We start from the raw sequence: 25886 nt of genomic DNA, 5'->3' as shown, positions 1-25886 counted from the left end.
CTCCCTCGTTGTTCATGCCGGTTGCGGAGAGCGATTTCGTGGCTCAACCGACGGTGAAAATGTGCGCGGGCGACTCACCCGGCGTCAGACACACGTAGTTGGTGGCGCCCCAGGCATACGTCTCGCCGGTCAACGCGTCGTGCACACGAAACGTGCTGTCAGGCGCGACCTTCAAAGCCTCGCAGTCGAGGTGGACCGTCGCCTCCTGGGTGTGGTGCGGGTCGAGGTTCACGACGACCAGGACCGTGTTCGAGCCCTGTGCGGTCCGGACGCTCTTCGAGTACACCAGCACCGCGTCCTGATCGGCGTGGTGGAAGTGCACGTCGCGCAGCGTGCGCAGGGCCGGGTTGCGGCGCCGGATCGCGTTGAGCGCGGTGATCAGCGGGGCGATCGTGCGACCCTCCCGCTTCGCCGACTCCCAGTCACGGGGCCGCAGTTGGTACTTCTCGGAGTGGAGATACTCCTCGCTTCCCGCGCGCAGCGGGGTGTTCTCGCACAGTTCGTACCCGCTGTAGACACCCCAGGTCGGCGAGAGTGTCGCGGCCAGGACGGCGCGCAGTTCGAAGGCGGGACGGCCGCCGTCCTGCAAGAACGCGTGCAGGATGTCGGGGGTGTTCACGAAGAAGTTCGGCCGCATGTAGCAGGCCGCCTCCCCGGCCAACTCCCGGGCGTACTCGGTCAGTTCCTGCTTCGTGGTGCGCCAGGTGAAGTACGTGTACGACTGCTGGAAGCCGATTGCGGCCAGGGTGTGCATCATCGCAGGACGGGTGAACGCCTCCGCCAGGAAGATCACGTCCGGGTCGCTGCCGTTGATGTCCGCGATCACCTTCTCCCAGAAGACGACCGGCTTGGTGTGCGGGTTGTCCACCCGGAAGATCCGCACCCCGTGGTCCATCCACAGCCGCAGGACCCGCGTCGTCTCCGCGACCAGACCCGGCATGTCCTTGTCGAAAGCGAGCGGGAAGATGTCCTGGTACTTCTTCGGCGGGTTCTCCGCATACGCGATGGAGCCGTCCGGCCGGTGCTGGAACCACTCCGGGTACTTCTGCACCCACGGATGGTCCGGCGAACACTGCAACGCGAAATCCAGGGCCACCTCCATGCCCAACTCCCGCGCCCGGCCCACGAAATGGTCGAAGTCCTCGAACGTGCCCAGCTCCGGGTGGATCGCGTCGTGGCCGCCCTCGGGCGAGCCGATCGCCCAGGGCACCCCCACGTCGTCCGGACCCGGCGACAGCGAGTTGTCAGGACCCTTGCGAAACGTCGTACCGATGGGATGGACCGGCGGCAGATACACCACGTCGAAACCCATCGCGGCGATCGCCGCGAGCCGCCGCGCCGCCGTGCGGAAGGTGCCGCTCACCGCAGGCTCACCGGGCTTGACCACCGCCCCCTCGGAGCGCGGGAAGAACTCGTACCAGGACCCGAAAAGAGCCCGCTCCCGCTCCACCAGCAAAGGGAGTCGCCGGCTCTCTGTCAGGCGCTCGCGCAGAGGATTGTCACTCAACGCGGCACACACAGCGGGGTTCATGGCCGCGGCCAGCCGGTCCTGGGGGGACCGGGCCGCGTCGCACAGCAGGTCGGCCGCCGCGCTCAGGGCACGGCGCGCTTCGCCCTTCGAGGCCTCGGCCAGTGTCTCCAGGTACACGGCCCCCTCCTCCAGCGTGCTTTCGCAGTCCACGCCGGCGCCCACCTTGATCCTGGCGTCCCGCAGCCAGGTGCTCACGGGGTCGCGCCAGGCCCGCACGCAGTAGCTCAGCCGCCCGGGGCCGTCCGCACACACCTCGGCGCTCCAGCGATCGGCCCCCGGCTCCGACCGCGCCATCGGCCACCGGCCCACCTCGTCCCCGTCGGACGCGCGCAACACCACTTCGGCGCCGAGGACCCCGTCACCCTCGACGAAGACCAGGGCCGAGACCGTGAAGGACTCCCCCACGACGGCCTTGGCCGGGCGTCGGCCTCCGTCCACCGCGGGCCTCACATCCTCGATCGGGACGGGAAGAACCGTGTTCGACAGCGTCGTCATTCGAAGTCACCTTCCCGGTCGGACGCGGGTGGCCCGGAGCGCTGCGCCGCTTCGGCGGCCTCCCGGCCGCACCGCTCGCCCGTCGCCCGGCACAGGGCGGCGACAGCGCGCTCGAATCCCTCGCGGGCCTCGGAGTCGGCCGGAGACATCAGGAATCGGCGCTCCCAGGAGCGGTAGCTCACCAGGCACTGGCCAACTTCTCCGGCGACACGCGACGTGCCCATGGTCGACCTCCGGTCCTCCGTGCCGCCGGACCCGGTGGGCCCGTGTGCCGATCACGGAGAGGGAGCGCCTCGTCACCGTCGGCTGCTCCCCCACCCATGGTGTGGGCTCCGCGGCGATCCGGCCTGTTGAACCGTGAGTGGCGGCCCGGTCACGCTCGGGTTGCACGAATGGAGTACGGAGCACAGGCTGATCGATGACTCTCAAGCGACCCATGCTCACGGTCCGTACGCACGGTTCCGCCGTGGCGGCGGACCACGAGCTACGCGGTGAGGAGCAGGAACCATGCATCAGGCAACGCCCAGCTACTACCACATCGCCGTGGAGCCGGCCCCCGAACGCGTCGGCCAGATCCAGCGGATCATGGCCGCACACACGCGGTACTGGGGGCTCGACCGGCTGACACCTTCGGTGACCCGTGGCCTCGGTCTACTGCTGGAACTCGCCATTCAGGGGGAGCCGGAGAACCGCATCGAGGTCGAGGCGTGGTGGACCGGGCAGCACTTGATCAACGCCGTGTCCCATGAAGCACCCGCCACCGGCGCCTCCCAGGAGCTCTCCGAGCACTGCTCGGCGCAGATCGCGGCCATCAGCGACGGGTGGGGCAACTGCACTCATGCCGCCCGGCGCATCGCGTGGTTCTCCCTGCGCAGCAGGACCGGGGTACGCGAGGTCCTCACACCCACGCATCCCGTTCCGGGTGCGAGCGAAGCGCTCCAACTGCCCCGCTCCGCGCTGCTGTTCACCACTTCGAAGCCCGCGCCTGTCGGCACCGGCGTTCCTTCGTGACCGCACGACCCGCGGGCTCGACCCGCGTGCGGAGCGGCCGCCCCTACCCGCTCGGAGCGACCTACGACGGCCACGGCACGAACTTCGCCTTGTTCAGTGCCGTGGCCGACCAGGTGGACCTCGTACTGCTGGACACCGACGGCTCCGAACGCACCGTGACACTGCCCGAGGTGTACGGCTCCGTGTGGCACGGCTACGTGCCGCACACCGGGCCGCCCCAGCAGTACGGCTACCGCATCCACGGCCCGTGGGAGCCGGCCTCGGGGCACCGCTGCGACGCCGGGGCGTTCCTGCTTGATCCCTACGCCAAGGCCGTCCACGATCGTGCCGACACAGCGGGTGCCGGTGGGCAGGGCCTGTGCAGCGTGGTCGTGGACCCCGCCTTCGACTGGTCCGGCGATGAACCGCCGGACCACGCCTACGCCGATTCCGTCATCTACGAAGCACATGTGCGGGGCCTCACGGCAGGACACCCCGCTGTGCCAAAAGCCCTGCGTGGCACCTACGCGGGGCTGGCCACGCCGGCCGTGCTCGACCACCTCACGGCTCTGAAGGTGACCGCGGTCGAGCTCCTCCCGGTGCACCAGTTCGTGCAGGACGGCTTTCTGCGGGACCGCGGCCTGTCCAACTACTGGGGCTACAACACGATCGGCTTCTTCGCGCCGCATCACGCCTACGCCGCCCACGGCACGCTCGGCGAGCAGGTCACCGAGTTCAAGAGCATGGTCAAGTCGCTCCACGCCGCGGGCCTCGAAGTGATCCTCGACGTGGTCTACAACCACACGGCGGAGGGGAACGAGAACGGCCCCACGCTGTCCTTCCGCGGTATCGACAACGCGTCGTACTACCGTCTCGCCGATCACGACTTCAGTCGTTACTACGACACCACGGGCACCGGCAACAGCCTCCTCATGCGCCACCCCAACGTCCTGCAACTGCTCATGGACTCACTGCGGTACTGGGTCACCGAGTGTCATGTGGACGGCTTCCGCTTCGACCTGGCGGCCACGCTGGCCCGGCAGTTCCATGAGGTCGACCGGTTGTCGGCCTTCTTCGACCTCGTCCAGCAGGACCCCGTCATCAGCCGCGTCAAGCTGATCGCCGAACCCTGGGACCTCGGCGAAGGTGGCTACCAGGTGGGGAACTTCCCACCGCTGTGGTCCGAGTGGAACGGCAAGTACCGCGACTGCGTCAGGGACGTCTGGCGGGCCCAGGAGGGGGTCCTGCCGGAGTTCGCCTCCCGGCTCACCGGTTCCGCCGACCTCTATCAGCACGACCGCAGACGCCCGCGGGCCAGCATCAACTTCGTCACCGCGCACGACGGATTCACGCTGCGCGATCTCGTGTCGTACGACGAGAAGCACAACGAGGACAACGGGGAGCACAACAACGACGGCGAGAACGACAACCGGTCCTGGAACTGCGGAGCGGAAGGGCCGACCGACGACCCGGGCGTGCGCGCACTGCGTGCCAGGCAGCAACGCAATCTTCTGGCCACCTTGGTGCTGTCCCAGGGCATCCCCATGCTGAGCCACGGAGACGAGCTGGGCCGCACCCAGCGGGGCAACAACAACGCCTACTGCCAGGACAACGAACTGACCTGGGTCGACTGGAACCTCGACGACGAACGCGCCTCCCTGCTGGCCTTCACCCGCGATCTCATCGAACTGCGGTCCACGCACCCTGTGCTGCGCCAACGCCGCTTCTTCCGCGGCGAGGCCGCCACCGGCCACCACGACAGCCTGCCGGACCTGGTGTGGCTGCGCCCCGACGCGACGGAGATGGCGGACGAGGACTGGAACAGGACCGACGCGCACGCCCTCGCGGTCTTCCTCAACGGCGACGAGATCGCGGGACGCGGCAGCTCAGGGGAGCGTGTCATCGACGACTCGTTCCTGATCCTCTTCAATTTCTACTGGGCCCCGATGGAGTTCCGGCTGCCCGACGCCTCGTACGGCGCCTCCTGGGCACCACGGATCGACACGGCAGAGTCCGATGGTGTGTCGGACGAGTCCGAGTACAAGGCCGAAGCGACCGTCCGGCTGGAGGCGCACTCCTTGGTGGTTCTCACACACCCTTCGGAGGCCGCCGCTACTCGGCCGTCACCAGGTTCGACGCCGAGGCCTTGATCAGGTCGAGGGCCTGCGCCACCACGGGGTGCCGGGCGCCGCCCTTGCGGGTGGCGGCGAGGATGCGGCGGGCGGGGGCGGGTTCGCCGGAGAGAGGGACGCGGGCCACGGGCCATTCCGTGTTGATGCGGGCGAGGCGCGGCACCAGGATCACGCCGAGGCCGTGCGCCACCATCGCCGTGCCGGTGTCCCACTCGTCGGACTGGTGGCCCATGTCGGGCATGAACCCGGCGGCCATGCACGCGGTGACCAGCAGGTCGTGGTACGTGGTGCCCGGTGTGCCGACGATCCACGTCTCGCGGGCGGCGTCCGCGAGGACCACCCGGTCCCGCGCCGCCAGCGGATGGTCGGCGGGGACGACCAGGTCGAGCGGGTCGTCGAGCAGCGGCTGCTGTTCGAAGCGCTCGTCGGTCAGCGGCGGTGAGCCGGCCGTCACGACGACCAGGCCGAGGTCCGCCTCCCCCGTGAGCAGCAGCTCGAAGCAGCGCGCCGGCTCCGCCTCCACCAGGCGGACCCCGAGCTGCGGATGCCGGTCGCGCAGGGTCGCGGCGGTGGACGGCAGCAGATGTGTGGCGGCCGTGGAGAAGCCGCAGAGCGTGAACGAGCCGGTCTGTACGTCGGCCATCGCGGCCAGGTCGCTGCGGGCCCGCTCCCACTGCGCGTCCAGGACGGCCGCGTGCCGGAGCAGCGTACGGGCGGCGGCGGTCAGCTTGATGCCGCGGCCCGCGGGCTCCAGGAGCACCACGCCGACCTGCTCGGCCAGCTGCCTCACCTGGTACGAGACCGTTGACGGCTTGAGCCCCGAGGCCTCGGCGGCCGCGGTCACTCCGCCGTGCGCCTCGACCATCTGCAGCACCTTGAGCTTGGGATCGATCATTCGACCATCTTGCACGGTCACATGCAAGATCGTGTAATTGTGTCGATCAGTTACGGGTGACACTCTTCCCCGGTGTTGTCCAAGAGTCCTTTCCTGCGCCGGAATCGGGTCGTCCCCACGGGGATGCGCGCCTTGTACGCCATGGTCTCGGCCGTCCGCTTTCTGGCCTGGGCCACGGCGGGCCTGTTCCTCGCCGTCGTTCCCGCCGTCCTGATCGTCTCGGGGCGGAGCGATCCGGCCGTCGTCTGCGGTGTCCCGCTGTCCGTTCTCGTCTGCTCGGCACTCGCGCGGCCGCTCGCCGCCGAACTCGGCTTCCGCTGCGCGCAGTTCACCGGCCTCACCGCACTGCTGGTGAGCCTTTCCGTGCTGTCGCTGACGGCGGGAACGTCGACCTGGGCGACCCTGGGCGCCGCCGTGTGCGCCGGATTCGGCCATGGACTCGCCCGCGCCGGAGCGAGCGCGGCCCTCGGTGTGCGCACGCCTGCCGCCGCCTGCCTGGGCCTCGGCCTGCCGGTCATCTGTACGGCGCTGCTCGCGCCCACGAGCTCCCCGGCGACCGCGACGGCCCTGGTGGCCTCGGTCGTCGCTCTGCTCGTCTTCCCGGCGACCGGCGCCGTCCTGGAGGCCGGCCGCACCGTACGCCGGCCGGGGCAGCACCTCCCCCACCTCGTTCACTGGATCGACCCGAAGCCCCTGTGCGGGCGTCCCACCCGCAGTACCCCGCAATTCTGAGGAGTAGTACGTGCCAGCCGCGCACACCGTTTCCGAGCTTCCCGACAGCAAGGCGGGCCCGGCCGACGAGCCATTGGTGACCGACCCCAAGGTGACCAGGAGGGCCGTCGGCGCCGCAGCCATCGGAAACATCACCGAGTGGTTCGACTTCGGCGTCTTCGCCAATCTGACCCCGGTGCTCACCGCGGTGTTTTTCACCGGCGCGAGCCAGACCGTCGGCACGATCGGAACCCTCGGCCTGTTCGCGGTCGCCTTCCTGGTGCGTCCGCTCGGAGGCATGTTCTTCGGTCCGCTCGGCGACCGGATCGGCCGCACCAAGGTGCTGTCGATCACGGTCATCATGATGGCCATCGGCACCTTCGTGATCGCGTTCATCCCCGGCTACGAGACGTGGGGCCCCGCCGCCCCACTGCTGATGCTGCTCGCCCGCCTCGTACAGGGCTTCTCGACGGGCGGCGAGTACGGCGGCGCGATGACGTTCATCGCCGAGTACGCCCCCGACAAGAAGCGCGGATTCCTGGGCAGCTGGCTGGAGTTCGGCACGCTGACCGGCTATCTCCTCGGCGGCGTCGCGGGGCTTGTCATCCAGCTGCCGGGCGTCATGTCGCACGAGGACCTGCTGTCCTGGGGCTGGCGCATCCCGTTCCTGATCTCCGGGCCGATCGGCATCATCGGGCTCTACCTCCGTCTGAAGCTGGAGGACACCCCCGCGTTCAAGGCGGCCGCGGCGAAGCAGCAGGGCCGGGAGGGCAATCAGACCCTCAAGGAGATCCGCCGGGTCTTCACCGACCACTGGCGTCCGATGCTGATCTGCATGGGTCTGGTGCTCGTCTTCAACGTCACCAACTACATGCTCACGACGTACATGCTGGAGTACATCGACAAGTTCGCCCCGTCGGTGAGCTCCACCTGGGCGCAGCTTCTGGAGATCTCGGTCCTCGCCGTCGGCATGGTGCTCATCACCTTCGTCGGCCGTCTCTCGGACCGTATCGGGCGCAAGCCGGTCCTGTATTTCGGCTGCGGCATGCTAATCGTGCTCGGCGTTCCCTCGGTGCTGCTGATCCAGCAGAACACCCTGATGTCGGTCTTCTTCGGCCTGGTGCTGATGTCGCTGATGCTGCTCTGCTTCAACAGCACGATCCCGTCCACGCTCCCGGCGCTGTTCCCGACGGACATCCGCTACGGCGGTCTTTCGATCGCGTTCAACCTCTCGGTCTCGCTGTTCGGTGGCACGACCGCCGTCGTCAACGCCCTTCTGGTGCAGGCCACCGGTGATGTCAACGTGCCTGGTTACTACCTGATGGCGGCGGGTGCGATCGGCGCCGTGGCGGCGTACTTCGCGGCGGAGTCCGCGGGACGGCCGCTGCCGGGTTCGGCTCCGGCGGTGGAGGCCCGCGCCTGAGACATCCGGGGTTTTGACGTTGTCAGGATGATGTCGCGGGGCTGTCACAGCAGCACAATTGCGCGCACGTCCGTGCCTACGGTGTCGGTGCAGTGGACAGCGATCCCCCCACACACAGAAACGGACAGCAGTGACTCGGCACACCACCTCTCGCCGCATGCTCCTTGGCGTCACCGGCTCCGCCTTCCTCGCCGCCGCGTGCTCACCGTCATCGAATGATGCCAAGCCGTCCGGCGCGAAGGGCTCGCCGTCGAAGTCGGCCTCCGAGTCGATCGAGGGCAAGGCCGCCGCCGGAAAGGCCCCGTCCGGCGCGCCCGACGGCGCTCTCGGCGTCAACTTCAACGAGGACCCCGCGGGCCTCGGCGCCGCACAACTTCAGGCACTCTCGGCCACCTGGGTGCGCGGCTTCGTCCCGGTGACGCCGGGCGATCTCGAGGAGGACATCACGCGGCAGCGCGCCGTCAAGGCGCTCCTGACCGCGCACGGTGACGGCCGCAAGACGATCCTCTCCCTCAAGTTCCCCTATTCGCTGGGCCCCACGAAGGGCCCGCTCCCCGCGCCGGGCAGCCCCGAGCTGAAGGACCTGCTGGCCCTCGTGGACCGGGTGCTGGCCGCCGTCCTCGGCAAGGTCGACATCCTCACGATCGGCAACGAGCCGTTCCTGGAAACGCTGAACGAAGAGCGCGACAAGACCCTGAACGTGTTCTACGAGACGCTGGCCCGCCACGTCATCGCGTACCGCGAACAGCACGGCGGCGCGGGCTCGGGGACCAGTCTCTACATGGGCGCGCTCAACCACCTCGACGACCCGGAGAGCCGCACGCCCGCGACCGAGCGGTGGCTGCGGTTCGTCAACAGGACACCCGAGCTCGCCGGCGTCGACATCCACCCGCACGTCACGTCGCTGCAGAACGCCGCCAAGTACATCAACTACGTGGTGCCGACCCTGCGTTCGGACCAGAAGTTCCTCGCCACGGAGTTCTCCCTGGTGCAGTTCTGGACGGAGCACATGGACGACCCGGTGTCCCCGGCGTTCGCCAAGCGTCACAACGTGGACCCGGGCCGGAAGGTGTGGCAGGTGATCGGGGACGCCATCAAGCAGCCGTTCCCGCAGGAGAAGTGGAACGACTTCATCTCGATGACCCAGTGGTTCGACACCCACAGGAACTACCTCACCGCGCAGATGAAGGCGTTCCGCGACACCGGGAAACTGGCGGTGGCGACCTACGGAGGCCTGCAGATCGAGTCGATGGCCTCGGAGTGGGACGCCGACAAGACACCATGGATCCTCAACCCCCTGTACGCCAACCGGACCGTGCGGCCGAACGAGAACGGCACCCTCGGCCGCAACGTCTGGTTCGAGCAGTTCCGCGCGCTGCAGCAGACCGGCTGAGCGCGGCCGGTCAGCGCGCGACCGTGGGGGCCTGGCGCGCCGCGTTGCCGACCACCGTGTTGCGCAGCGATCCGAGGCGTTCCACCTCCACCTCCACCACGTCGCCGGGCCGCAGCAGCCACGGCGGCGTACGCGCGTAGCCGACTCCGGAAGGGGTGCCGGTGGCCAGCAGGTCACCGGGGCGGAGGGTGAAGGTGCGGGAGATATGGGCGAGCGTGTCACCCACCCCGTACACCATCTCGTCGGTGCTGCCGTCCTGGACGATCTCCCCGTTCACCCGGGTGACCACGCGCAACCCCTCGCGCAGGTCGCCGACTTCGGCGGCCGGGACCATCGGCCCGAGCGGTCCCGAGCGGTCGGCGTTCTTGCCGAGGATCCACTGCGAGGTGAGCTTCTGGGCGCGGCGCGCGGTGAGGTCGTTGAACGTGGAGTAGCCGACCACCGCGGCCAGCGCCTCCTCGGGGGTGGCGTCCACGAGCGGCGCCCCGACCCATGCGACGACCTCGCCCTCCCAGTCCAGGCCGTCCTCGCCGGACGGGACGGGAACGACAGCGCCGTCCACGGTGAGCGACTGGCTCCAGCGTGCGAACAGCGTGGGGTACTCGGGCAGTTCGGCCTCGCGGAACGTGCCCTCCGCCACGTGCTTCAGGTAGTTCAGGCCGATGCAGACGACGCGGGCGTCGGGCCGCACCGGCGGTACGAACCTCACGGTCGAGGCCGCGAGGCTCGGCCCGTCGAAGTCCGCCGCGAGATGTCCGAAGGGGTCGGACCAGAACGCGTCGAGTGCGGCCAGCACCGTCACCTCCCGCCCGTCGTCCGAGAGTTGGGCCACCTCCGTTACCGCGCCCGGCCGTCGGATCCCCACTATGCGCATGCACTGCTCCCTGCTCGAAGGACGTCCCGATCCCTCTGAAGGTTCAATCCCTTTAAAGGTTCGGAGGTTTGTGCTTCGATGGCGACTATGCCTGACGAACCAGCGGCCCGACAAGCGGTCATCGGCGGCCTGGGCGCCGCGCCCCGCCGCACGCGCGCCGAGCAGCTCGCCACCGACCTCGACGCCCGCATCCGCTCGCTCGGCCTCCGGGCCGGCGACCCGGTGGGCACCCTCGACTCCCTGCGGGAGGAGACGGGTTACGCCTACTCGACGGTCAGCGAGGCCGTGCGGATCCTGCGGGACCGCGGGGCGCTCCAGATCCGCCCCGGCCGCGGCGGCGGCCTCTTCGTCGCCGAACGGGGCCCGGTGGTGCGACTGCGCCACACCCTGCTCGACGTCCAGGACGAGCCCGAGACGGTCGCCGACGCCATCGAACTCCGCGATCATCTGGAGGTGTTGGTCGACGTCGGCGCCGCCCGCTGCCGCACCGACGCGGACGTCACCGACCTGCGTACGCTCCTGGAAGGGATGCGGGCGGCGCCTGACTGGGACGCGTTCATTCGGGCCAACTGGGCGCTGCACGAACGGATCGTGGCCATCTGCCCCAACCGCATGGCGGCGGCCGTCTACACCGGAACACTCGGCCACCTCAACTCCTCCACCTCCTCCCGGCTCGACGACGACGCGGAGGCCTCGCAGCGGTACCGGGCCGAGCGGTGCGGAGCGCACGAGGACCTCGTCGACGCCATCGCCGCGGGTGACGAGGCCGCCGTGCGCGCGGCCGTGGCCCGCCACAACACGCCGCTTTAGGTCCTGTCCGGGAGGAACCCGATGTCATCCGCCGCGTTTCGCGAGTATCTCTTTCCACCGGGTCATCCGCGCATCCAAGACCTCAAGGGCCTTGCCCCGTACGCCTATCGGGAGGTCGCGCAGGCCGAGGGCACGTTCACCGGGGGGCTCATCCGGGGCTGGCGGCCGCTCTACAAGAACGACTTCAGGGGCATCACCGAGGACGGCTCGTTGCGCGAGGGCATCCACCCCCTCGAACCGGCGGAGCCGGGCGAGGAGGCTCCCGTCGCCGACACGGTCACCGCGGCACGGGAGTTGCTCGACACTCTGGACACGGAGAGCCGGGAGCGGATCCGGTACGCGGTGGACGCGGTGGAGTGGCAGACGTGGGCCAACCCGGAGTTCATCCAGTTCGACACCGGTCTGCGGCTCGAACTCCAGCCGCCACAGGTGCGCCGCGCGGCGCTCGCCCTCGTACGGAAGTCCCTGAGCGCGCAGGGGTACGAGGAGGTCCGCACGATGATGCGGATCAACGGCTTCCTCGGAGAGGTCGTCGGCCTGGAGAACATCCTGGGCGAGTTCAGCTACAACTTCGCCCTGTACGGCACGCCCGACGAGACCGCCCCGTGGGGATGGCAGCTGTTCGGCCACCACTGTGCAGTCAACTGCCTTGTCGTAGAGGGCCGTTCCGCCATAGGGCCGGTCTTTCTCGGGGCGGAGCCCAACCGGATCGACGCCGGTCCGCACGCCGGACCTCCCGCCTTCACCGAACGGATCACGCTGGGCCGACAGGTCATGACGGCACTCACCCCCGAACTGCGCTCTGCGGCCACCGTGTACGAGCGGATGGTCGATCCAGGGATGCCGGAGGACCGGGTGCATCCCGGTGACGAGCGGCATCTCGCCGGCGCCTTCCAGGACAACCGCGTGATCCCCTTCGAGGGCGTGTGTGTGCGTGACATGCCGCCCGCTGCCCGAGAGTTGGTGGCGGGAATCGTGGAGGAGTTCCACAAGCTCCTGCCGGCGGGCCCACGCGCCGCCCGGATGCGGGAAGTTCGCGCACACCTCGACGAGACGTGGTTCTGCTGGATCGGCGGTCACGGACCGGACGACGTCTTCTACTACCGCGTCCAGTCCCCCGTGGTCCTCGCCGAACTCGACCACCACTGCGGCGTGTTCCTCGACTACGACTCCCCCGAGCCTTTTCACGTCCACACCGTGCTGCGCACCCCGCACGGCAATGACTACGGCCGCAGTTGGGTGCGCCAGTGGCAACAGGGGCGTCTCCAGTGACCACGATGCGTACCACCGGGGCGCGCACGGCCACGGCGCTCGGTCTGGCCGTGCTGTGCATCGAGGGGTACGACCTGTTCATCCTCGGCGCGGTCGGCCCCTCCCTCCTCGACCACCCCGGCTGGGAGGTCACCCAGTCCACCCTGGGGCTGCTGGGCAGCCTGACCGCGCTCGGCATGCCCCTGGGTTCCGTCGCGGCGGGCTGGGCCGGGGACCTGTACGGGCGGCGCCTGCCGATGGTGATCGGCCTGACCTGGCTCTCCCTCTGGATGCTGCTCAGCTCGGTCGCGGGGACGCTCGGTTTCTTCGCCGCGACCCGCTTCGCCACCGGCATCGGCCTGGGGGCGCTCATCCCGCTGGTCACCGCCTTCGTGAGCGAGTCCGCCACGCCCGCGCGCCGCAATCTGCACGTCGGCACCGCTCTGACCGGTCTCGCCTTCGGCGGCATCATCACGGGCGTCCTCGGCCGTGTGCTGCTGCCCGCCTGGGACTTCCACACCCTGTTCCTCTTCGGCGTCTTCCCGCTGGTGCTCGTCCCGGTGGTGTGGCGCGTCGTACCGGCGGTGCTTCCCGCGGCGGCGCGGGAGACCGAGGAGGCGTCCGTCTCCGCCAACCGCCTGGGCGAGATCCTCGTCGCCCGGCACCGCAGGGCGACCCTCCTCTTCTGGGCGGCCACCTTCACCGGCCTCGTGCTCGTCTACGGGGCGGGCACCTGGCTGCCGACGTTGATGGTCAGAAACGGCTACGACCTCAGCTCGTCCCTGGAGTTCTCCATCGCGTTCAACGTGGGCGCGGTCCTGGGCACGCTGGCCGCTGTCGTACTCGCCGACCGCGGCTTCCTCAAGGCCGCCACGGTGGCCAGCTTTCTGCTCGCCGCACTCGCGATGATCACGCTGAGCACGCCGCAGCCCCGCCCGGTGCTGCTGTTCGCGTCCGCGGTCGCGGGGCTGGGCGCGCTGGGGACACAGAACCTGGTCAACATCGCGGTGGCCCACTACTACCCGGCCCAACTCCGCGGCACAGGGCTCGGGTTCAGTCTCGGGATCGGCCGCATCGGGGCGATCGTCGGCCCGAGCTACCTCGGCGCGGTCACCGTCCTGTTCACCTGGCCGAAGGCCAGCTTCTACGCGTTCGTGGTCCCGGCGGTACTCGGGGCGGGGCTTGCGGCGATGTTCAAGGGGACAGCACGGGACGGGCCGCTGGCGGGCGCAGGGGCGGAGCCGGAGAACAGCAGTACCCCGGCGGGAGCGTGACGTCGGGGGCAAGGGCGTACACGGTAGGGATCCAGGAGGAAGCAGTGCGCGACAAGCAGCAGACGGGACCGCGGATCGCGATCGTGGGCGGTGGGATCGGCGGCATGGCGGCCGCGGCCTTCCTCCATCGCGCGGGGCTGAGCGTGACCGTGCACGAGCAGGCGTCCGCGCTCACCGAGGTCGGCGCGGGTCTGGTACTCGCGCCCAACGCGGTGCGGCCGCTGCGCGCGCTGGGCGTGGCGGAGTCCGCGCTGCGCCGGTCCGTACCCCTGGACTGGGGCTGGGAGTTCAGGCGCTGGCAGGACGGCACGGTGCTGTCCGTGGAGCGTCTCGACGGCGTGTGCGAGCGCCTCTACGGGGAGCGTACGTACACCGCGCACCGCGCCCATCTGCTCGACGCGCTCAGGTCGGCGGTGCCGGACGAAGCGGTGCGGCTCGGCGCGCGCTGCACGGCCGTCGAGCCGCACGCCGATGGGGTGCGGCTGGCCTTCTCCGACGGCACCCGCACCGACGCCGACCTGGTGATCGGCGCGGACGGCATGCATTCCCTCGTCCGCCGGACGGTCGCCGAACCGGAGGCGCCCCGGTTCTCGGGCCTGTGCGCATTCCGTACGGTGGTCCCCGCCGCCGCGGCTCCCGCCTTCGCACTGCGCCGCGCGCAGACGCTGTGGCTCGGCCCGGGCCGCCACTTCGTGCACTATCCGATCTCCGGCGGCGACGGCGTGAACGTGGTGGCGTTCGCCCCGGCGACGGACGCGACGGAGGAGTCGTGGAGCGCGACGGCGACGGTCGAGGAGTTCCACGCGGAGTTCGCCGACTGGGACGGCCGGGTGACCTCCCTCATCACGTCCGGTTCAGTGCCGGGCCGTTGGGCGCTCTACGACCGCCCGCCGTTGCCCTCCTGGACCCGGGGCCGCATGACGCTCCTCGGTGACGCCGCACACGCCATGTTCCCCTTCTACGGCCAGGGCGCGGCGCAGGCCCTGGAGGACGCGGCGGTCCTGGCCCGCTGCCTTACCGCCAACCCCGGGGCCCCCGACGAGGCCCTGTCGCGCTACGAAACGGAGCGTCTCCCTCGCACGACCCGCCTCCAGCGGGCCAGCCACTCCCGCGCCGAGGACAACCACCTCCCGGACGGCCCGGAGCAGCGCGAGCGGGACGCGGCGCTCGGGGACGCGGATCCGCTGCTGCGCAGTGGGTGGATCTACCGCTACGACGCGTCGGCGGCCGCCGGGTGACCTGCGCCGTTGCCCCGTCTACACCGATCGTCGTATCCCCCTGGCCCCCGACCCCAGGGTTTTCCCCGTGGCCCAGGGGTCCGGCCGGGTCCATCGTGGAGACACGAAAGCACACGGGGGCTTTCGACACGGGGGATCCGACGGGGGAACAACGGGGAACCCACGGGGGATACGGGGGACGGGGGGTGCCCGGTGCGGGCACCCCCACTTTCCGTGTGTGCTTCAGAGGCGCTCACGGGTGCGCCGACTCGCTGAGCAGGCGCACGAGTTGGGTCCTGCGGTGCACCCCGTCCAGCTTTCGGTAGATGTTGCCGAGGTGGAACTCGACCGTCTTGACGCTGAGGAAGAGCTGTTCCGCCGCTTCGTGGTTGGTGACACCGCGGCCGACCGCCAGGGCCACGCGGAGTTCTTGCGGGGTGAGGCCGTCCAGGGGCGTCGGGCCCGAGTGGATGCGGTCACCGCCCGCGGCGTGGAGTTCGGCGGCGGCGCGGACCGCCCAGCCGGCCGCGCCGAGGCGTTCGAAGGTGGCGAGGGCGCGTTGCAGCCGGCGGCGGGCCTCGCTGCGGCGGCCGAGACGGCGCAGCAGCTCACCGCACGCGAAGTCGGTGCGGCCCCGCTCGAACGGGGCCGGGATGTCGGAGAGTTCGGCGAGAGCCCGGTCCATGTGCCGCTCCACGTAGGCCGGTTCGAGCATGCCGCGGCAGCGGGCGGCCGCCGCGGCGGTGAGGGGACGCCTGCCGCGGCCCGCCTCGTGGTCCAGGACACGCAGCACCTCGTACGCCTCGTCGGTGCGGTGCAGATGGACGTAGGCCTCGGCGAGGTCGGCGGCCCAGGAGAGGTAGAGGCCGTCGCCGCGGCCGTTGGCGAGGGAGAAGGCGCGTACCTCTTCCAGGTGGGCCGCCGCCTCCTCGTAGTGGCCCAGGCCCAGTTCGAGGAGGCCGAGCGCGCCACGCGCGCGTGCCGCGTCCATGGGGAGTTCGGCGGCCAGGGCCAGGGAGCGGCACTGCGCCTCGTGGCTGCGGCAGTCCGCTTCGCGCCCCAGGGCCGCTTCCGTACGGGCCTGGGCCGCCAGTGCGCGGCACACCTCGATGACACGGCCCGTGTCCTCGCCGAGCCGCGCGGACTCGTCGGCGTGGGCGAGTGAGGCGTTCCACTCGCCGCGCCAGAACTCGACGACGGAGAGCGTGCCGAGGAGATGGGCGAGGAGGCCGACCGTGCTGGAGGAGCGGGCCGCGTGCACCGCGCGGTCGAGGAGCGCGTGGCCCTGGTCGAGCTCTTCGGTGGCCAGGTAGCACAGGCCTCCGACACCAGAGACCGGGTAGGGGAAGGACAGGTCCGGTACGGCCAGGGGCTTTTCCAGGTCGTGGAGCAGGGCGCGGCCGTCCTCCGCGTTGCCGCCGAGGAGTTCGACCAGCGCGTGCAGCAGGCGCACCGGCAGGGCCGCCGCCTCGTCGCCGGAGGCGTCCGCGAGCTGCATCGACTCGGCGGAGGTGGCACGGGCCGCCGTGAGGTCGCCGATGGCGAGTTCGGTGAGGGTGATGCCGCCGAGCATGACGGCGGCGAGCGCGGGGTCGACGCGGCGGGCCTGGTCGACGGCGGCGCGCAGCTGCTCGCGTGCGCGGGCGGGCCGGCCGCGCTGGATGTCCACGTAGCAGCGCAGTTGACGCAGGTCCAGGCGGGTGCGTTCGTGTGCGGCGTGGTCGAGGGCGCGGTCCAGGAGGCCGGCGGCCTCGTCGAGGGAGCCCGCGGCCTGGGCGGCGCGGGCGGCGGCGAGCAGTCGGCGCGCCTTGCCCTCGTCGTCGGGGGTGAAGCGGGCGGCGTGGGCGTACAGGCGGGCGGCGAGCGGGAAGGTGAGGCTGGCGGGGCCGCCGGACGCCGCCTTCGCGAGCGCGGTGGCGACCTCTTCGTCGGGGTCGGCGCCCGATTCGGACAGGTGCCAGGCGTAGCGTTCGAGCGCGGCGGGGGCGCGGGCGCCCTGGAGGGCCCGGGCGACGGTGCGGTGGGCACGCCAGCGGCGGACGGCGGTCGCGCCGTGGTAGACGCCGGAGCGGACGAGCGGGTGGCGGAAGATGTATGCGCCTTCCTCGACCGTCATCAGGCCGGCCCGCTCGGCCGGTTCGAGGTCCGCGTAGGTCAACTCGTGGGCGCGCAGCACCCGTTCGGTTCCGGCGAGGGGGCGGGGGCCGAGGACCGCGAGCAGCAGCATGGCGTCCCGGGTGGTGTCGGGGAGCCGGGTGATGGCGCTGTGGAAGGTGCGGGCGAGGATGTCGCCGATGGGCAGCGGGGCGCCGCTGTCGGGGCGGTGGCCGCCATGGGCGAGCAGGGCGGGGAGCTCGACGAGGGCGAGCGGGTTGCCGCGGGCCTCGGACAGCAGCCACTGGATGTCGTGCGGCGGCAGCGGCTGAGCGGCCTCCTCGGCGACGAGTTCGCGGGCCGCCCCGGCGTCGAGGCCCTGGAGGCTGAGGGAGTCCACGGGCGCGAGGCGGGACGCGGTCTCTTCGTTGTCGCGGGTGGCGAAGAGGGCGACCACGCCTTCGCGGCCCAGGCGGCGGGTCGCGAAGGCGAGGGCGTCCAGGGAGTACGGGTCGAGCCACTGGGCGTCGTCGACGACGACGAGGACAGGACCGGACTCGCTGATCGCGCCCAGCAGGCTGAGCGTTCCCGCGGCGACCGCGAACCGGTCCTGCGCGGCGGCCGGGCCGAGGGCCAGCGCGCCGGTGAGGGCGGCCGCCTGCCGTTCGGGGATCCGGTCGAGGTGGTCGGTGACCGGCCGGAACAGGTCCGCGAGCCCCACGTACGGCAGTTCGCGCTCCGCTTCGATGCCCTGTGTGCGCAGCCGCGTGAGGTCGCGGGCGACGGACTCGGCGTAGCCGAGGAGACTGGTCTTTCCGATGCCCGCCTCGCCGCGGACGATCAGGGCGGCGCTGTGCCCGGTGCGCGCCCCGTCGACGAGGTCGGCGAGGCGCGTGCATTCCGCTGTGCGGCCTACCAGCATGCGGTCAGGGTAACCCGGGGTCACGTTGCGGTGGGAGTCGTCAACTGGTCGTTGCTGCGGGCCAATTGCAGGGTGCGCGGCGCCGTGCCTACGTCTCGGGGCTCTGCCCCGGACCCCGCGCCTCAATCGCCGGCGGGGCTTGGATTACGCCGCTTCCGCGACCTCCGCTCCGCCGAACTGTGTCCGGTACAGCTCCGCGTAGCGGCCGTTCCTTGCCACCAGGTCCACGTGCGTGCCGCGCTCCACCACGTGTCCGTCCTCCACCACGAGGATCAGGTCGGCGGAGCGGATCGTCGACAGGCGGTGGGCGATGACCACGGCCGTGCGGCCTTCCAGGGCCTCGGCGAGGGCCTCTTGCACGGCTGCCTCCGAGGTGTTGTCGAGGTGGGCGGTGGCCTCGTCGAGGATGACGACGCGCTGGCGGGCGAGGAGCAGCCGGGCGATGGTCATGCGCTGGCGTTCGCCGCCGGAGAGCCGGTAGCCGCGTTCGCCGACGACCGTGTCGAGGCCGTCCGGCAGGTCGCGGACGAGCGTGGCGAGGCGGGCGCGGGTCAGCACGTCCCACAGGTCGGCCTCGCTCGCTTCGGGGCGGGCGAGCAGCAGGTTGGCGCGGATGCTCTCGTGGAAGAGGTGTCCGTCCTGCGTGACCATGCCGAGCGTGGCGCGCAGCGAGACCGCGCTGGTGTCGCGGACGTCGAGGCCGCCGATGCGGACGGCCCCGCCATCGGTGTCGTAGAGCCGCGGCAGCAGCGACGCGATGGTCGACTTTCCGGCTCCGGACGAGCCGACGAGCGCCACTGTCTGGCCGGGTTCGGCCCGGAAGGAGACTCCGTGCAGCACCTCGGCGCCGCCGCGTGTGTCGAGGGAGGCGACCTCTTCGAGGGAGGCGAGGGACACCTTGTCGGCGGAGGGGTAGCCGAAGCGGACGTCGTCGAACTCGACGGCGACCGGGCCCTCCGGGATCGCGCGGGCGTCGGGCTTCTCCTCGATGAGCGGCTTGAGGTCGAGCACTTCGAAGACCCGCTCGAAGCTGACGAGGGCGCTCATGACCTCGACGCGGGCGCCGGCGAGCGAGGTGAGCGGCGCGTACAGGCGGGTCAGCAGCAGCGCCAGGGAGACGACCGCGCCCGCCTTCAGGGTGCCGGTCAGCGCGAAGTAGCCGCCGAGGCCGTACACGAGTGCGAGGGCGAGGGCGGAGACCAGGGTGAGCGCGGTGATGAACGCCGACTGCGCCATGGCGGTGCGGACGCCGATGTCGCGCACCCGCCGCGCGCGCTCAGCGAACTCCGCCGACTCGTCGCCGGGGCGCCCGAACAGCTTGATCAGTGTGGCGCCGGGCGCGGAGAACCGCTCGGTCATCCGCGTCCCCATGGCCGCGTTGTGTGCGGCGGCCTCGCGCTGGAGGCGGGCCATGCGGGAGCCCATGCGGCGGGCGGGGAGTACGAAGACCGGCAGGAGGACAAGAGCGAGCAGCGTGATCTGCCAGGACAGCGTCAGCATGACGGCCAGGGTCAGGATCAGCGTGACCACGTTCCCGACCACGCCCGACAGTGTGTTGCTGAAGGCGCGCTGCGCGCCGATGACGTCGTTGTTGAGGCGGCTGACCAGGGCTCCGGTGCGGGTCCTGGTGAAGAAGGCGACGGGCATGCGCTGTACGTGGTCGAAGACGGCCGTCCGCAGGTCGAGGATGAGGCTTTCGCCGAGGTTCGCCGAGAGCCAGCGGGCCAGCAGCCCGATCCCCGCCTCGGCGAGCGCGATGACCGCGATGAGGACGGCGAGGCGGATGACGTGGCCCTCGTCGTGACCGCCGACGATCGCGTTGACGACCGAGCCCGCGAGCATCGGTGTCGCCACGGCGAGCAGTGCGGTCAGGATGCTCAGGAACACGAACTGGGCGATGCGGCGCCGGTGCGGCCGGGCGAATTCGGCGATCCTGCGAAGGGTCGCTCGGGCGAAGGGACGGCCCTTGGGCCCGCCGTCCTGGGCATTCATGACGCTGTACAGCTGCGTCCAGGCTGTGCTCTCCATGCTCATGCCGATGACACTAAGACCTCAACCAATCTTGAGGTCAAGAGCCGGACGACACCCCGGCCGCACCTCTTGACCCTTGAGTAACCGGAACGTAACTTCGCTTCAATTCTTGTGCCCGCCACACAAGTTGCGGGACTCGGCCTATCGGGAAGCGAACACATGCCGCAGCTGCACAGGCGCACCCTGCTGTCCGCGATCGGCGTCACCGCCGCCGCGAGTACCGTCGTGACCAGCCAGGCCGGCGGCGCGACCGCCGCGGTGAAGCGGCAGCCGAGCCCGTACGAGAGCAAGATCCAGAGCCTGCTGGCCCGTATGACTCTCGAAGAGAAGCTGGGCCAGCTCCAGCAGCTTCCCTGGTCCTACGACCTCAATCCGGGCTCCGGCACGACGAAGGCCGTCGAGGACGCGGCGCGGGCCGGGCGGGTCGGCTCCGTGTTCAGCATCTTCGGCGCCAAGACCACCAACGAGCTGCAACGCCTCGCCGTAGAGGAGTCCCGGCTCGGCATCCCGCTGCTGCTCGGGCTCGACGTCATCCACGGCTTCTGGACCAACTTCCCGATCCCGCTCGCCCAGGCCTCCAGCTTCGACCCGGACGTCGCCCGCTCGGACGCCGAGGTGTCGGCCAAGGAGGCCCGCTCCAACGGTGTGCACTGGACGTTCGCGCCGATGATGGACGTCACGCACGAGCCGCGCTGGGGCCGCATCGCCGAGGGCAACGGCGAGGACCCGTACCTGACCGCCCAGTTGGCGGCGGCCAAGGTGAAGGGCTACCAGGGTTCGGGGTACGGCTCGAAGGACACCGTCGCCGCGTGCGCGAAGCACTTCGTGGCGTACGGCGGCGCGGAGGGCGGCCGCGACTACAACACGGTCGACGTGTCCGAGTCCCGCCTGCGCAACCTCTATCTCCCGCCGTTCAAGGCGGCGTTGGACGCGGGCGTCGCCACGGTGATGGCCTCCTTCAACACCATCAGCGGCGTCCCCGCGCACGGCAACGCGCACACCCTCACCGACATCCTCAAGAAGGAGTGGGGGTTCGAGGGCCTGGTCGTCAGCGACTACACGGGCGTCCAGGAGCTGATCGCGCACGGCTTCGCCGAGGACGGCGCGGACGCCGCCAGGCTCTCCCTCAACGCCGGCGTCGACATGGAGATGACCAGCACCCATCTCCTCACCAACGGCAAGAAGCTGGTGCGTGCCGGGAAGATCAAGGAGCGGCGCATCGACGACGCGGTGGCCCGCGTGCTCCGCCTCAAGTACGAGCTCGGCCTGTTCGACGACCCGTACGTGGAGGAGTCGAAGGCGATCGACGAGCCGTCGGCGGACGCCCGCAAGGCGGCGCGCACGGCGGCGTCCCGCTCGATGGTCCTGCTGAAGAACGAGAAGGACACGCTCCCGCTGAAGAAGACCGTCAAATCCCTCGCCGTCGTCGGCCCGTTCGGCGACTCCGCGGATCTTCTCGGTACGTGGGTGGTGCCCGCGTCGGCCGAGAAGTTCCCCGCGGTGAAGGTGCTCGACGCGGTGAAGAAGGCGGCGCCGGGCGCCAAGGTCGGCTACGCGCGCGGCGTCGACCCGGACGGCAAGGACACCGGCGGCATCGCCGACGCGGTGGCGGCGGCCAAGTCGGCGGACGTCACGATCGTGGTCGTCGGCGAGCCCGCGTCGATGAGCGGCGAGGCCGCGGCCCGCAGCGACATCTCGCTGCCGGGCGCGCAGGAGAAGCTGATCGCGGCGATCGCGGAGACCGGCAAGCCGTTCGTGGTGGTTCTGGTGGGTGGCCGGCCGTTCACCGTCGGCGACTGGCTGGACAGCGCTCCGGCCGTCCTTGAGGCCTGGCACCCCGGCATCGAGGCGGGCAACGCGATCGCGGACGTCCTGTTCGGCGCGGTGAACCCCGGCGGCAAGCTGCCGGTCTCCTTCCCGCGCACGACCGGCCAGATCCCGATCCACTACAACCACGAGTCGACGGGCCGCCCGTACGACAAGGACAACAAGTACACGTCGAAGTACCTGGACCTGCCGCCGACGCCGCAGTTCCCCTTCGGGTACGGCCTCAGCTACACCACGTTCGCCTTCGGCGCGCCGAAGCTGAGCCGCTCCTCCATCCCGGCGGGCGCTCTGCGCAAGGGCGACACCTTCGAGGTGTCGGTCGAGGTCCGCAACACCGGCTCGCGCTCCGGCGACGAGGTCGCGCAGCTGTACGTACGCGATGTGGCGGCCTCCCTGACCCAACCGGTGCGCAGGCTGCGGGGGTTCAAGCGGGTCACGCTGGCGGCGGGCGCGTCGACGACGGTCCGGTTCCGGCTCGGCGCGGAGGATCTCGGCTTCTGGACGAACGACTCCAGCGGCGAATTCCGGGTCGAGGAGGGCACGTTCGAGCTGTACGTGGGCAGCAGCTCGACGGCGGATGCGAAGCTGAAGCTCACCGTCACCTGACCCCGGGAGTTCTCATGCCGGTCCGTGTCGAACGCGCAGGCCACGTCACCACCGTCGTCCTGTCCCGCCCCGAGGCCCGCAACGCGGTCGACGGGCCGACGGCGAGCCAACTGGCCGACGCCTTCCGCGCGTTCGAGGCGGACGACGCGGCGCGGGTCGCCGTGCTGTGGGGCGAGGGCGGCACGTTCTGCGCGGGCGCCGACCTCAAGGCGATCGGCACGGAGCGCGGGAACCGGGTGGCGGAGGACGGGGAGGGCCCGATGGGTCCGACGCGCCTGCGCCTGACGAAGCCGGTCATCGCGGCCGTGGCCGGGCACGCGGTGGCGGGCGGCCTCGAACTCGCCCTCTGGTGCGATCTGCGGGTCGTGGAGGAGGACGCGGTGTTCGGTGTCTTCTGCCGCCGCTGGGGCGTCCCGCTGATCGACGGCGGCACGGTCCGGCTCCCCCGCCTCGTCGGCGAGAGCCGCGCGAGCGACCTGATCCTGACCGGCCGCCCCGTCCCGGCGAAGGAGGCGTACGAGATCGGCCTCGCCAACCGCCTCGTACCGCCCGGCGGTTCCCGCGCGGCGGCGGAGACGCTCGCCGCGCAGATCGCCGCCTTCCCGCAGGACTGCCTGCGCAGCGACCGGTCGTCCCTGCGGGAGCAGCACGGGCGGGACGAGGCGGCGGCGATGGGCGCGGAACTCCGTTACGGCATGGGCGTGTTGGGCGGGGCGCTCGAAGGGGCGGGCCGGTTCGCGGCGGGGGCGGGGCGGCACGGGGCGTTCGAGGGCGACGGGCCGGAGCAGCACTGAGCCGGCGATGCGCACTCCACCCGGGCTCACGCTCCCGCCTCGGATTCGACTCCGCCCCGCCGTCCTCTCCCATTGCGGCCACACATTCCGCACCCGTACGGCAGGATGCTCGTGCACGTGCTCGAACATGCCCGGACGACAAGGGAGTTGCAGCCACCCATGCCCTCGACGCCCGACACATCCCCCACCCCACCGCGCATCGACACCAGCAGGCCGCACCCGGCGCGGGTGTACGACTGGTACCTCGGCGGCAAGGACAACTACCCGGTGGACGAGGAGCTCGGCCGGCAGATCACCACGCTGGAGCCGACCGCCAAGTACGCGGCGCGGCACAACCGTTGGTTCATGCACCGCGCGACCCGGATGCTCGCGGCGCGCGGCGGCGTCACTCAGTTCCTCGACATCGGCACCGGCATCCCGACCGAGCCGAACCTGCACCGCATCGCGCAACGCGCGGCACCCGAGGCGAGCGTCGTGTACGTCGACAACGACCCGATCGTGCTGCGGCACGCGGAGGCGCTGCTGCGCGGCACCCCGGAGGGGGTCACACGCTACGTCCAGGCCGACGCCCGCGAACCGGACCGGATCCTCGAACTGGCGCGGGAGATCCTGGACTTCGAGAGCCCGATCGCGGTGTCGCTGATCGCTCTCCTGCACTTCATCCCCGACGACCAGGGCGCGTACGACATCGTCCGTACCTTCGTGGACGCGCTGCCCTCGGGCAGCCACCTGGTCCTGTCGCACGTGGCCGCGGACTACGACCCGTCGCGCACGCAGCAGGCGATCGACATGTACGCGGCCGGCGGGGTCACACTCGCGCCGCGCACGCACGAGGAGATGACGAAGTTCTTCACAGGGACCGGACTCGATCTCGTGGACCCCGGCGTGGTCTGGCTCCCCGACTGGCACCCGGAGTTGGCCGTCGACGAGGACCGGGACGGATCCCCGGTGCCGATGTACGGGGCGGTGGGCCGCAAGAGCTGAAGTGGCGTATGGGACCGGGCCACTTGAGCGGGACAGGAGTCATCACGCCGACAGGCATGACGAAACTCACACATGGCGATAGCCACGTGACGGACCGCAGCGAATACACGTACGGATCCCCTACGCTCTTTCACATGTCCGCCATTCCAGCCCCACGCACCGTACGGTCCGCCGACGTGGTCAACGAGCAGATTCGTGACCTGTGGGCGCGCACCGATGGGCGCCTGAACCCCGAGGACCGCGCCGAGTACGAGTCGCTGGTCACGGAGTGGGCGTCCGCGGTCGGCAGTGGGGTCGCACAGCGCGTGTGACCCCACCCCGGGCCCGCCGCCGCGGTCAGGACTGCGGGCGGGAGCCGTGATTCGCCGCGTGCTTGCGGCGTGCCTTCTTCTTCCGGCGACGCTTCGAGGACATGGGACCTCCAGGGGCGGAATGGGACATTTCGCCTGTTAACCATTCCACAGGGGGCCACCCTGCCGCGAGCGGGCCCCTGACCACGCGGCGCGACGGTGCGCATACGCGGGTCGGCGTGCTACTCCGGCGGCGTGGGCGTGTCCGCGCTGCGGTGCATGGCCTGGAGGTCCATTTCGAGCTTGACCGTGGGGCCGACGACGGCGATGCCCTTGGCGAGCATCGTGCGCCAGTTCAGGGTGTAGTCCTCGCGGTGCAGCTCCGCGGTGGCGAGAGCGGCGCAGCGCAGCTCCTCGGCGTAGCCGCCGTTGACGACGCCGAGGTAGCCGGTCTCGAGGTCGACCGTGCGGCTCACACCGTGCATGGTGAGGGCGCCCTGGACGGTCCACTTGGAGCCGCCGCGGTAGATGAAGCGGTCCGAGCTGAAGTGGATGTACGGGTAGTTCTCGACATCCAGGAAGTCGGCGGAGCGCAGGTGGTTGTCACGGGTGTTGTTGCCCGTGGTGATCGACGCCGCGTGGATACGGACCTCGACGCGCGAGTCCGCCATGTCGGGCGCGATCTGGATGCCACCCTCGAAGCTCGTGAAGCGGCCGTGGACGTGGGCCATGCCGACGTGCTTGGCGATGAAGCGGATCGCGGTGTGCGGCGGGTCGAACATCCAGGTGCCGGGCTGCGGCAGCTCCGGCGAGCGGCCCACGTGCAACTGGATGCCGGTGAGCGGCAGCGTCTCGCCCGCGACGATCTCGACCGTCTGCTGGAACGGCTCCAGGCCCTCGGCCGCGATCAGGATGCTGTAGCGGCCGGGCTGCAGCGTGACGAAGACCAGGCCGAAGGGGTCGGTCGTGGCCTTCACGGAGACGCGCCCGCTCTGCGACTGGGTCACCGTGACCTCGGCGCCCGGCATGGGCTGACCGAACGGGTCGGTCACCTCGCAGTGCACGCCACCCGCGCCCTGCGGCATGGAGTGGACGGGCCCACCTCCCCGCCCTGCCGAACCGGCGCCCTTACGGCGGAACAATGCGAGGGGCATGAGGGGCCTTTCCTGGACATCTGAACGAGCGCGCCCACCATGCCATGCGGCCCGCCTACCCAAATGGGGCGGAGTCGCGTATTCCGGCAGGCGTCAACCCGCCAATTCACAAGATCCACACCTTTCCGGCGCCAACCGACCCCTGGACGCCACTCGCCTCCCCCTCCCTCCCCGCACGCGTTCACCGG

General features: G+C 70.7%; 20 protein-coding genes. 13 read left to right on the top strand and 7 right to left on the bottom strand.

The features are described 5' to 3' along the window. Positions 1-43: 43 nt before the first annotated feature. Both ACFYWS_RS12775 and ACFYWS_RS12770 read right to left on the bottom strand, forming a co-directional pair. The gene (locus ACFYWS_RS12775; protein ID WP_389273779.1) at positions 44-2026 is read right to left on the bottom strand and encodes a maltotransferase domain-containing protein; all 1983 of its coding nucleotides are present in this window, start codon (positions 2024-2026) and stop codon (positions 44-46) included. Next, positions 2023-2250, bottom strand: coding sequence for a DUF5133 domain-containing protein (locus ACFYWS_RS12770; protein WP_389273776.1), 228 nt, complete (start codon positions 2248-2250; stop codon positions 2023-2025). Before ACFYWS_RS12770 ends, ACFYWS_RS12775 begins: the two co-directional genes overlap by 4 nt. Positions 2251-2533: 283 nt before the next feature. Between ACFYWS_RS12770 and ACFYWS_RS12765 the strand changes: the two genes are divergently transcribed. Both ACFYWS_RS12765 and glgX read left to right on the top strand, forming a co-directional pair. After that, positions 2534-3037, top strand: coding sequence for a pep a2 (locus ACFYWS_RS12765; RefSeq protein ID WP_389273772.1), 504 nt, complete (start codon positions 2534-2536; stop codon positions 3035-3037). Next, a complete protein-coding gene (gene glgX / locus ACFYWS_RS12760) occupies positions 3034-5166 on the top strand; it encodes a glycogen debranching protein GlgX (protein ID WP_389273769.1) in 2133 nt (710 codons plus the stop codon). The genes ACFYWS_RS12765 and glgX overlap by 4 nt, the downstream gene beginning before the upstream one ends. Here the strand turns inward: glgX and ACFYWS_RS12755 are convergent. After that, positions 5129-6043 carry a LysR family transcriptional regulator gene (locus ACFYWS_RS12755; RefSeq protein ID WP_389273766.1) on the bottom strand — a complete coding sequence of 305 codons (915 nt, stop codon included), beginning with the start codon at positions 6041-6043 and terminating at the stop codon, positions 5129-5131. The two genes, glgX and ACFYWS_RS12755, sit on opposite strands and share 38 nt — an antisense overlap. Positions 6044-6118: 75 nt before the next feature. Between ACFYWS_RS12755 and ACFYWS_RS12750 the strand changes: the two genes are divergently transcribed. The 3 genes from ACFYWS_RS12750 (at position 6119) to ACFYWS_RS12740 (ending at position 9570) form a co-directional block, all read left to right on the top strand. After that, positions 6119-6775: a hypothetical protein gene (locus ACFYWS_RS12750; protein ID WP_389273763.1), complete on the top strand. Its 657-nt coding sequence runs from the start codon at positions 6119-6121 to the stop codon at positions 6773-6775. A 10-nt stretch (positions 6776-6785) separates the two neighbouring features. Further along, positions 6786-8177 (top strand): MFS transporter, encoded by a 1392-nt coding sequence (locus tag ACFYWS_RS12745; RefSeq protein WP_389273760.1) that lies wholly within the window; start codon positions 6786-6788, stop codon positions 8175-8177. A gap of 157 nt (positions 8178-8334) precedes the next feature. Next, on the top strand, positions 8335-9570 hold the full coding sequence (locus tag ACFYWS_RS12740) for a hypothetical protein (RefSeq protein ID WP_389273757.1): 1236 nt from the start codon (positions 8335-8337) through the stop codon (positions 9568-9570). A 10-nt stretch (positions 9571-9580) separates the two neighbouring features. On the opposite strand, the gene ACFYWS_RS12735 is transcribed toward ACFYWS_RS12740, so the two are convergent. After that, a complete protein-coding gene (locus ACFYWS_RS12735; RefSeq protein WP_389273754.1) occupies positions 9581-10444 on the bottom strand; it encodes a fumarylacetoacetate hydrolase family protein in 864 nt (287 codons plus the stop codon). 87 nt (positions 10445-10531) lie between these two features. On the opposite strand from ACFYWS_RS12735, the gene ACFYWS_RS12730 reads away from it, so the two are divergent. Genes ACFYWS_RS12730 through ACFYWS_RS12715 form a run of 4 tightly spaced genes read left to right on the top strand, consistent with a single transcriptional unit; the run spans position 10532 to position 15017 of the window. Then, positions 10532-11254: a FadR/GntR family transcriptional regulator gene (locus ACFYWS_RS12730; RefSeq protein WP_389273751.1), complete on the top strand. Its 723-nt coding sequence runs from the start codon at positions 10532-10534 to the stop codon at positions 11252-11254. A 21-nt stretch (positions 11255-11275) separates the two neighbouring features. Next, complete coding sequence (locus ACFYWS_RS12725) at positions 11276-12526, top strand: DUF3500 domain-containing protein (RefSeq protein ID WP_389273748.1); 1251 nt, start codon at positions 11276-11278, stop codon at positions 12524-12526. Between the two features lie 5 nt (positions 12527-12531). Beyond that, positions 12532-13779 carry an MFS transporter gene (locus ACFYWS_RS12720; RefSeq protein ID WP_389273745.1) on the top strand — a complete coding sequence of 416 codons (1248 nt, stop codon included), beginning with the start codon at positions 12532-12534 and terminating at the stop codon, positions 13777-13779. Between the two features lie 44 nt (positions 13780-13823). Then, complete coding sequence (locus ACFYWS_RS12715; protein ID WP_389273743.1) at positions 13824-15017, top strand: FAD-dependent oxidoreductase; 1194 nt, start codon at positions 13824-13826, stop codon at positions 15015-15017. 232 nt (positions 15018-15249) lie between these two features. On the opposite strand, the gene ACFYWS_RS12710 is transcribed toward ACFYWS_RS12715, so the two are convergent. Both ACFYWS_RS12710 and ACFYWS_RS12705 read right to left on the bottom strand, forming a co-directional pair. Further along, positions 15250-18012, bottom strand: coding sequence for an AAA family ATPase (locus ACFYWS_RS12710; RefSeq protein WP_389273740.1), 2763 nt, complete (start codon positions 18010-18012; stop codon positions 15250-15252). A 144-nt stretch (positions 18013-18156) separates the two neighbouring features. Then, complete coding sequence (locus tag ACFYWS_RS12705) at positions 18157-20046, bottom strand: ABC transporter ATP-binding protein (protein ID WP_389273737.1); 1890 nt, start codon at positions 20044-20046, stop codon at positions 18157-18159. Between the two features lie 156 nt (positions 20047-20202). Between ACFYWS_RS12705 and ACFYWS_RS12700 the strand changes: the two genes are divergently transcribed. The 4 genes from ACFYWS_RS12700 (at position 20203) to ACFYWS_RS12685 (ending at position 24565) form a co-directional block, all read left to right on the top strand. Next, complete coding sequence (locus ACFYWS_RS12700; RefSeq protein WP_389273734.1) at positions 20203-22476, top strand: glycoside hydrolase family 3 N-terminal domain-containing protein; 2274 nt, start codon at positions 20203-20205, stop codon at positions 22474-22476. A gap of 14 nt (positions 22477-22490) precedes the next feature. Then, positions 22491-23270: a crotonase/enoyl-CoA hydratase family protein gene (locus ACFYWS_RS12695; RefSeq protein WP_389273731.1), complete on the top strand. Its 780-nt coding sequence runs from the start codon at positions 22491-22493 to the stop codon at positions 23268-23270. A 159-nt stretch (positions 23271-23429) separates the two neighbouring features. Next, entirely contained in the window at positions 23430-24254 is an 825-nt protein-coding gene (locus ACFYWS_RS12690; protein WP_389273728.1) for an SAM-dependent methyltransferase, read from the top strand. 134 nt (positions 24255-24388) lie between these two features. Further along, positions 24389-24565: a hypothetical protein gene (locus ACFYWS_RS12685; protein ID WP_389273725.1), complete on the top strand. Its 177-nt coding sequence runs from the start codon at positions 24389-24391 to the stop codon at positions 24563-24565. A gap of 221 nt (positions 24566-24786) precedes the next feature. Here ACFYWS_RS12685 and ACFYWS_RS12680 read toward each other — a convergent pair whose 3' ends face one another. After that, positions 24787-25698: a YceI family protein gene (locus ACFYWS_RS12680; protein WP_389273722.1), complete on the bottom strand. Its 912-nt coding sequence runs from the start codon at positions 25696-25698 to the stop codon at positions 24787-24789. Positions 25699-25886 lie beyond the last annotated feature (188 nt).

It is taken from the genome of Streptomyces sp. NPDC002795 (assembly GCF_042888725.1).
In the GTDB taxonomy this organism is placed as follows: Bacteria; Actinomycetota; Actinomycetes; order Streptomycetales; family Streptomycetaceae; genus Streptomyces.
The sequence above is the reverse complement of the archived record's forward strand: the minus strand, read 5'-3'. Positions and strand labels throughout refer to the sequence as shown.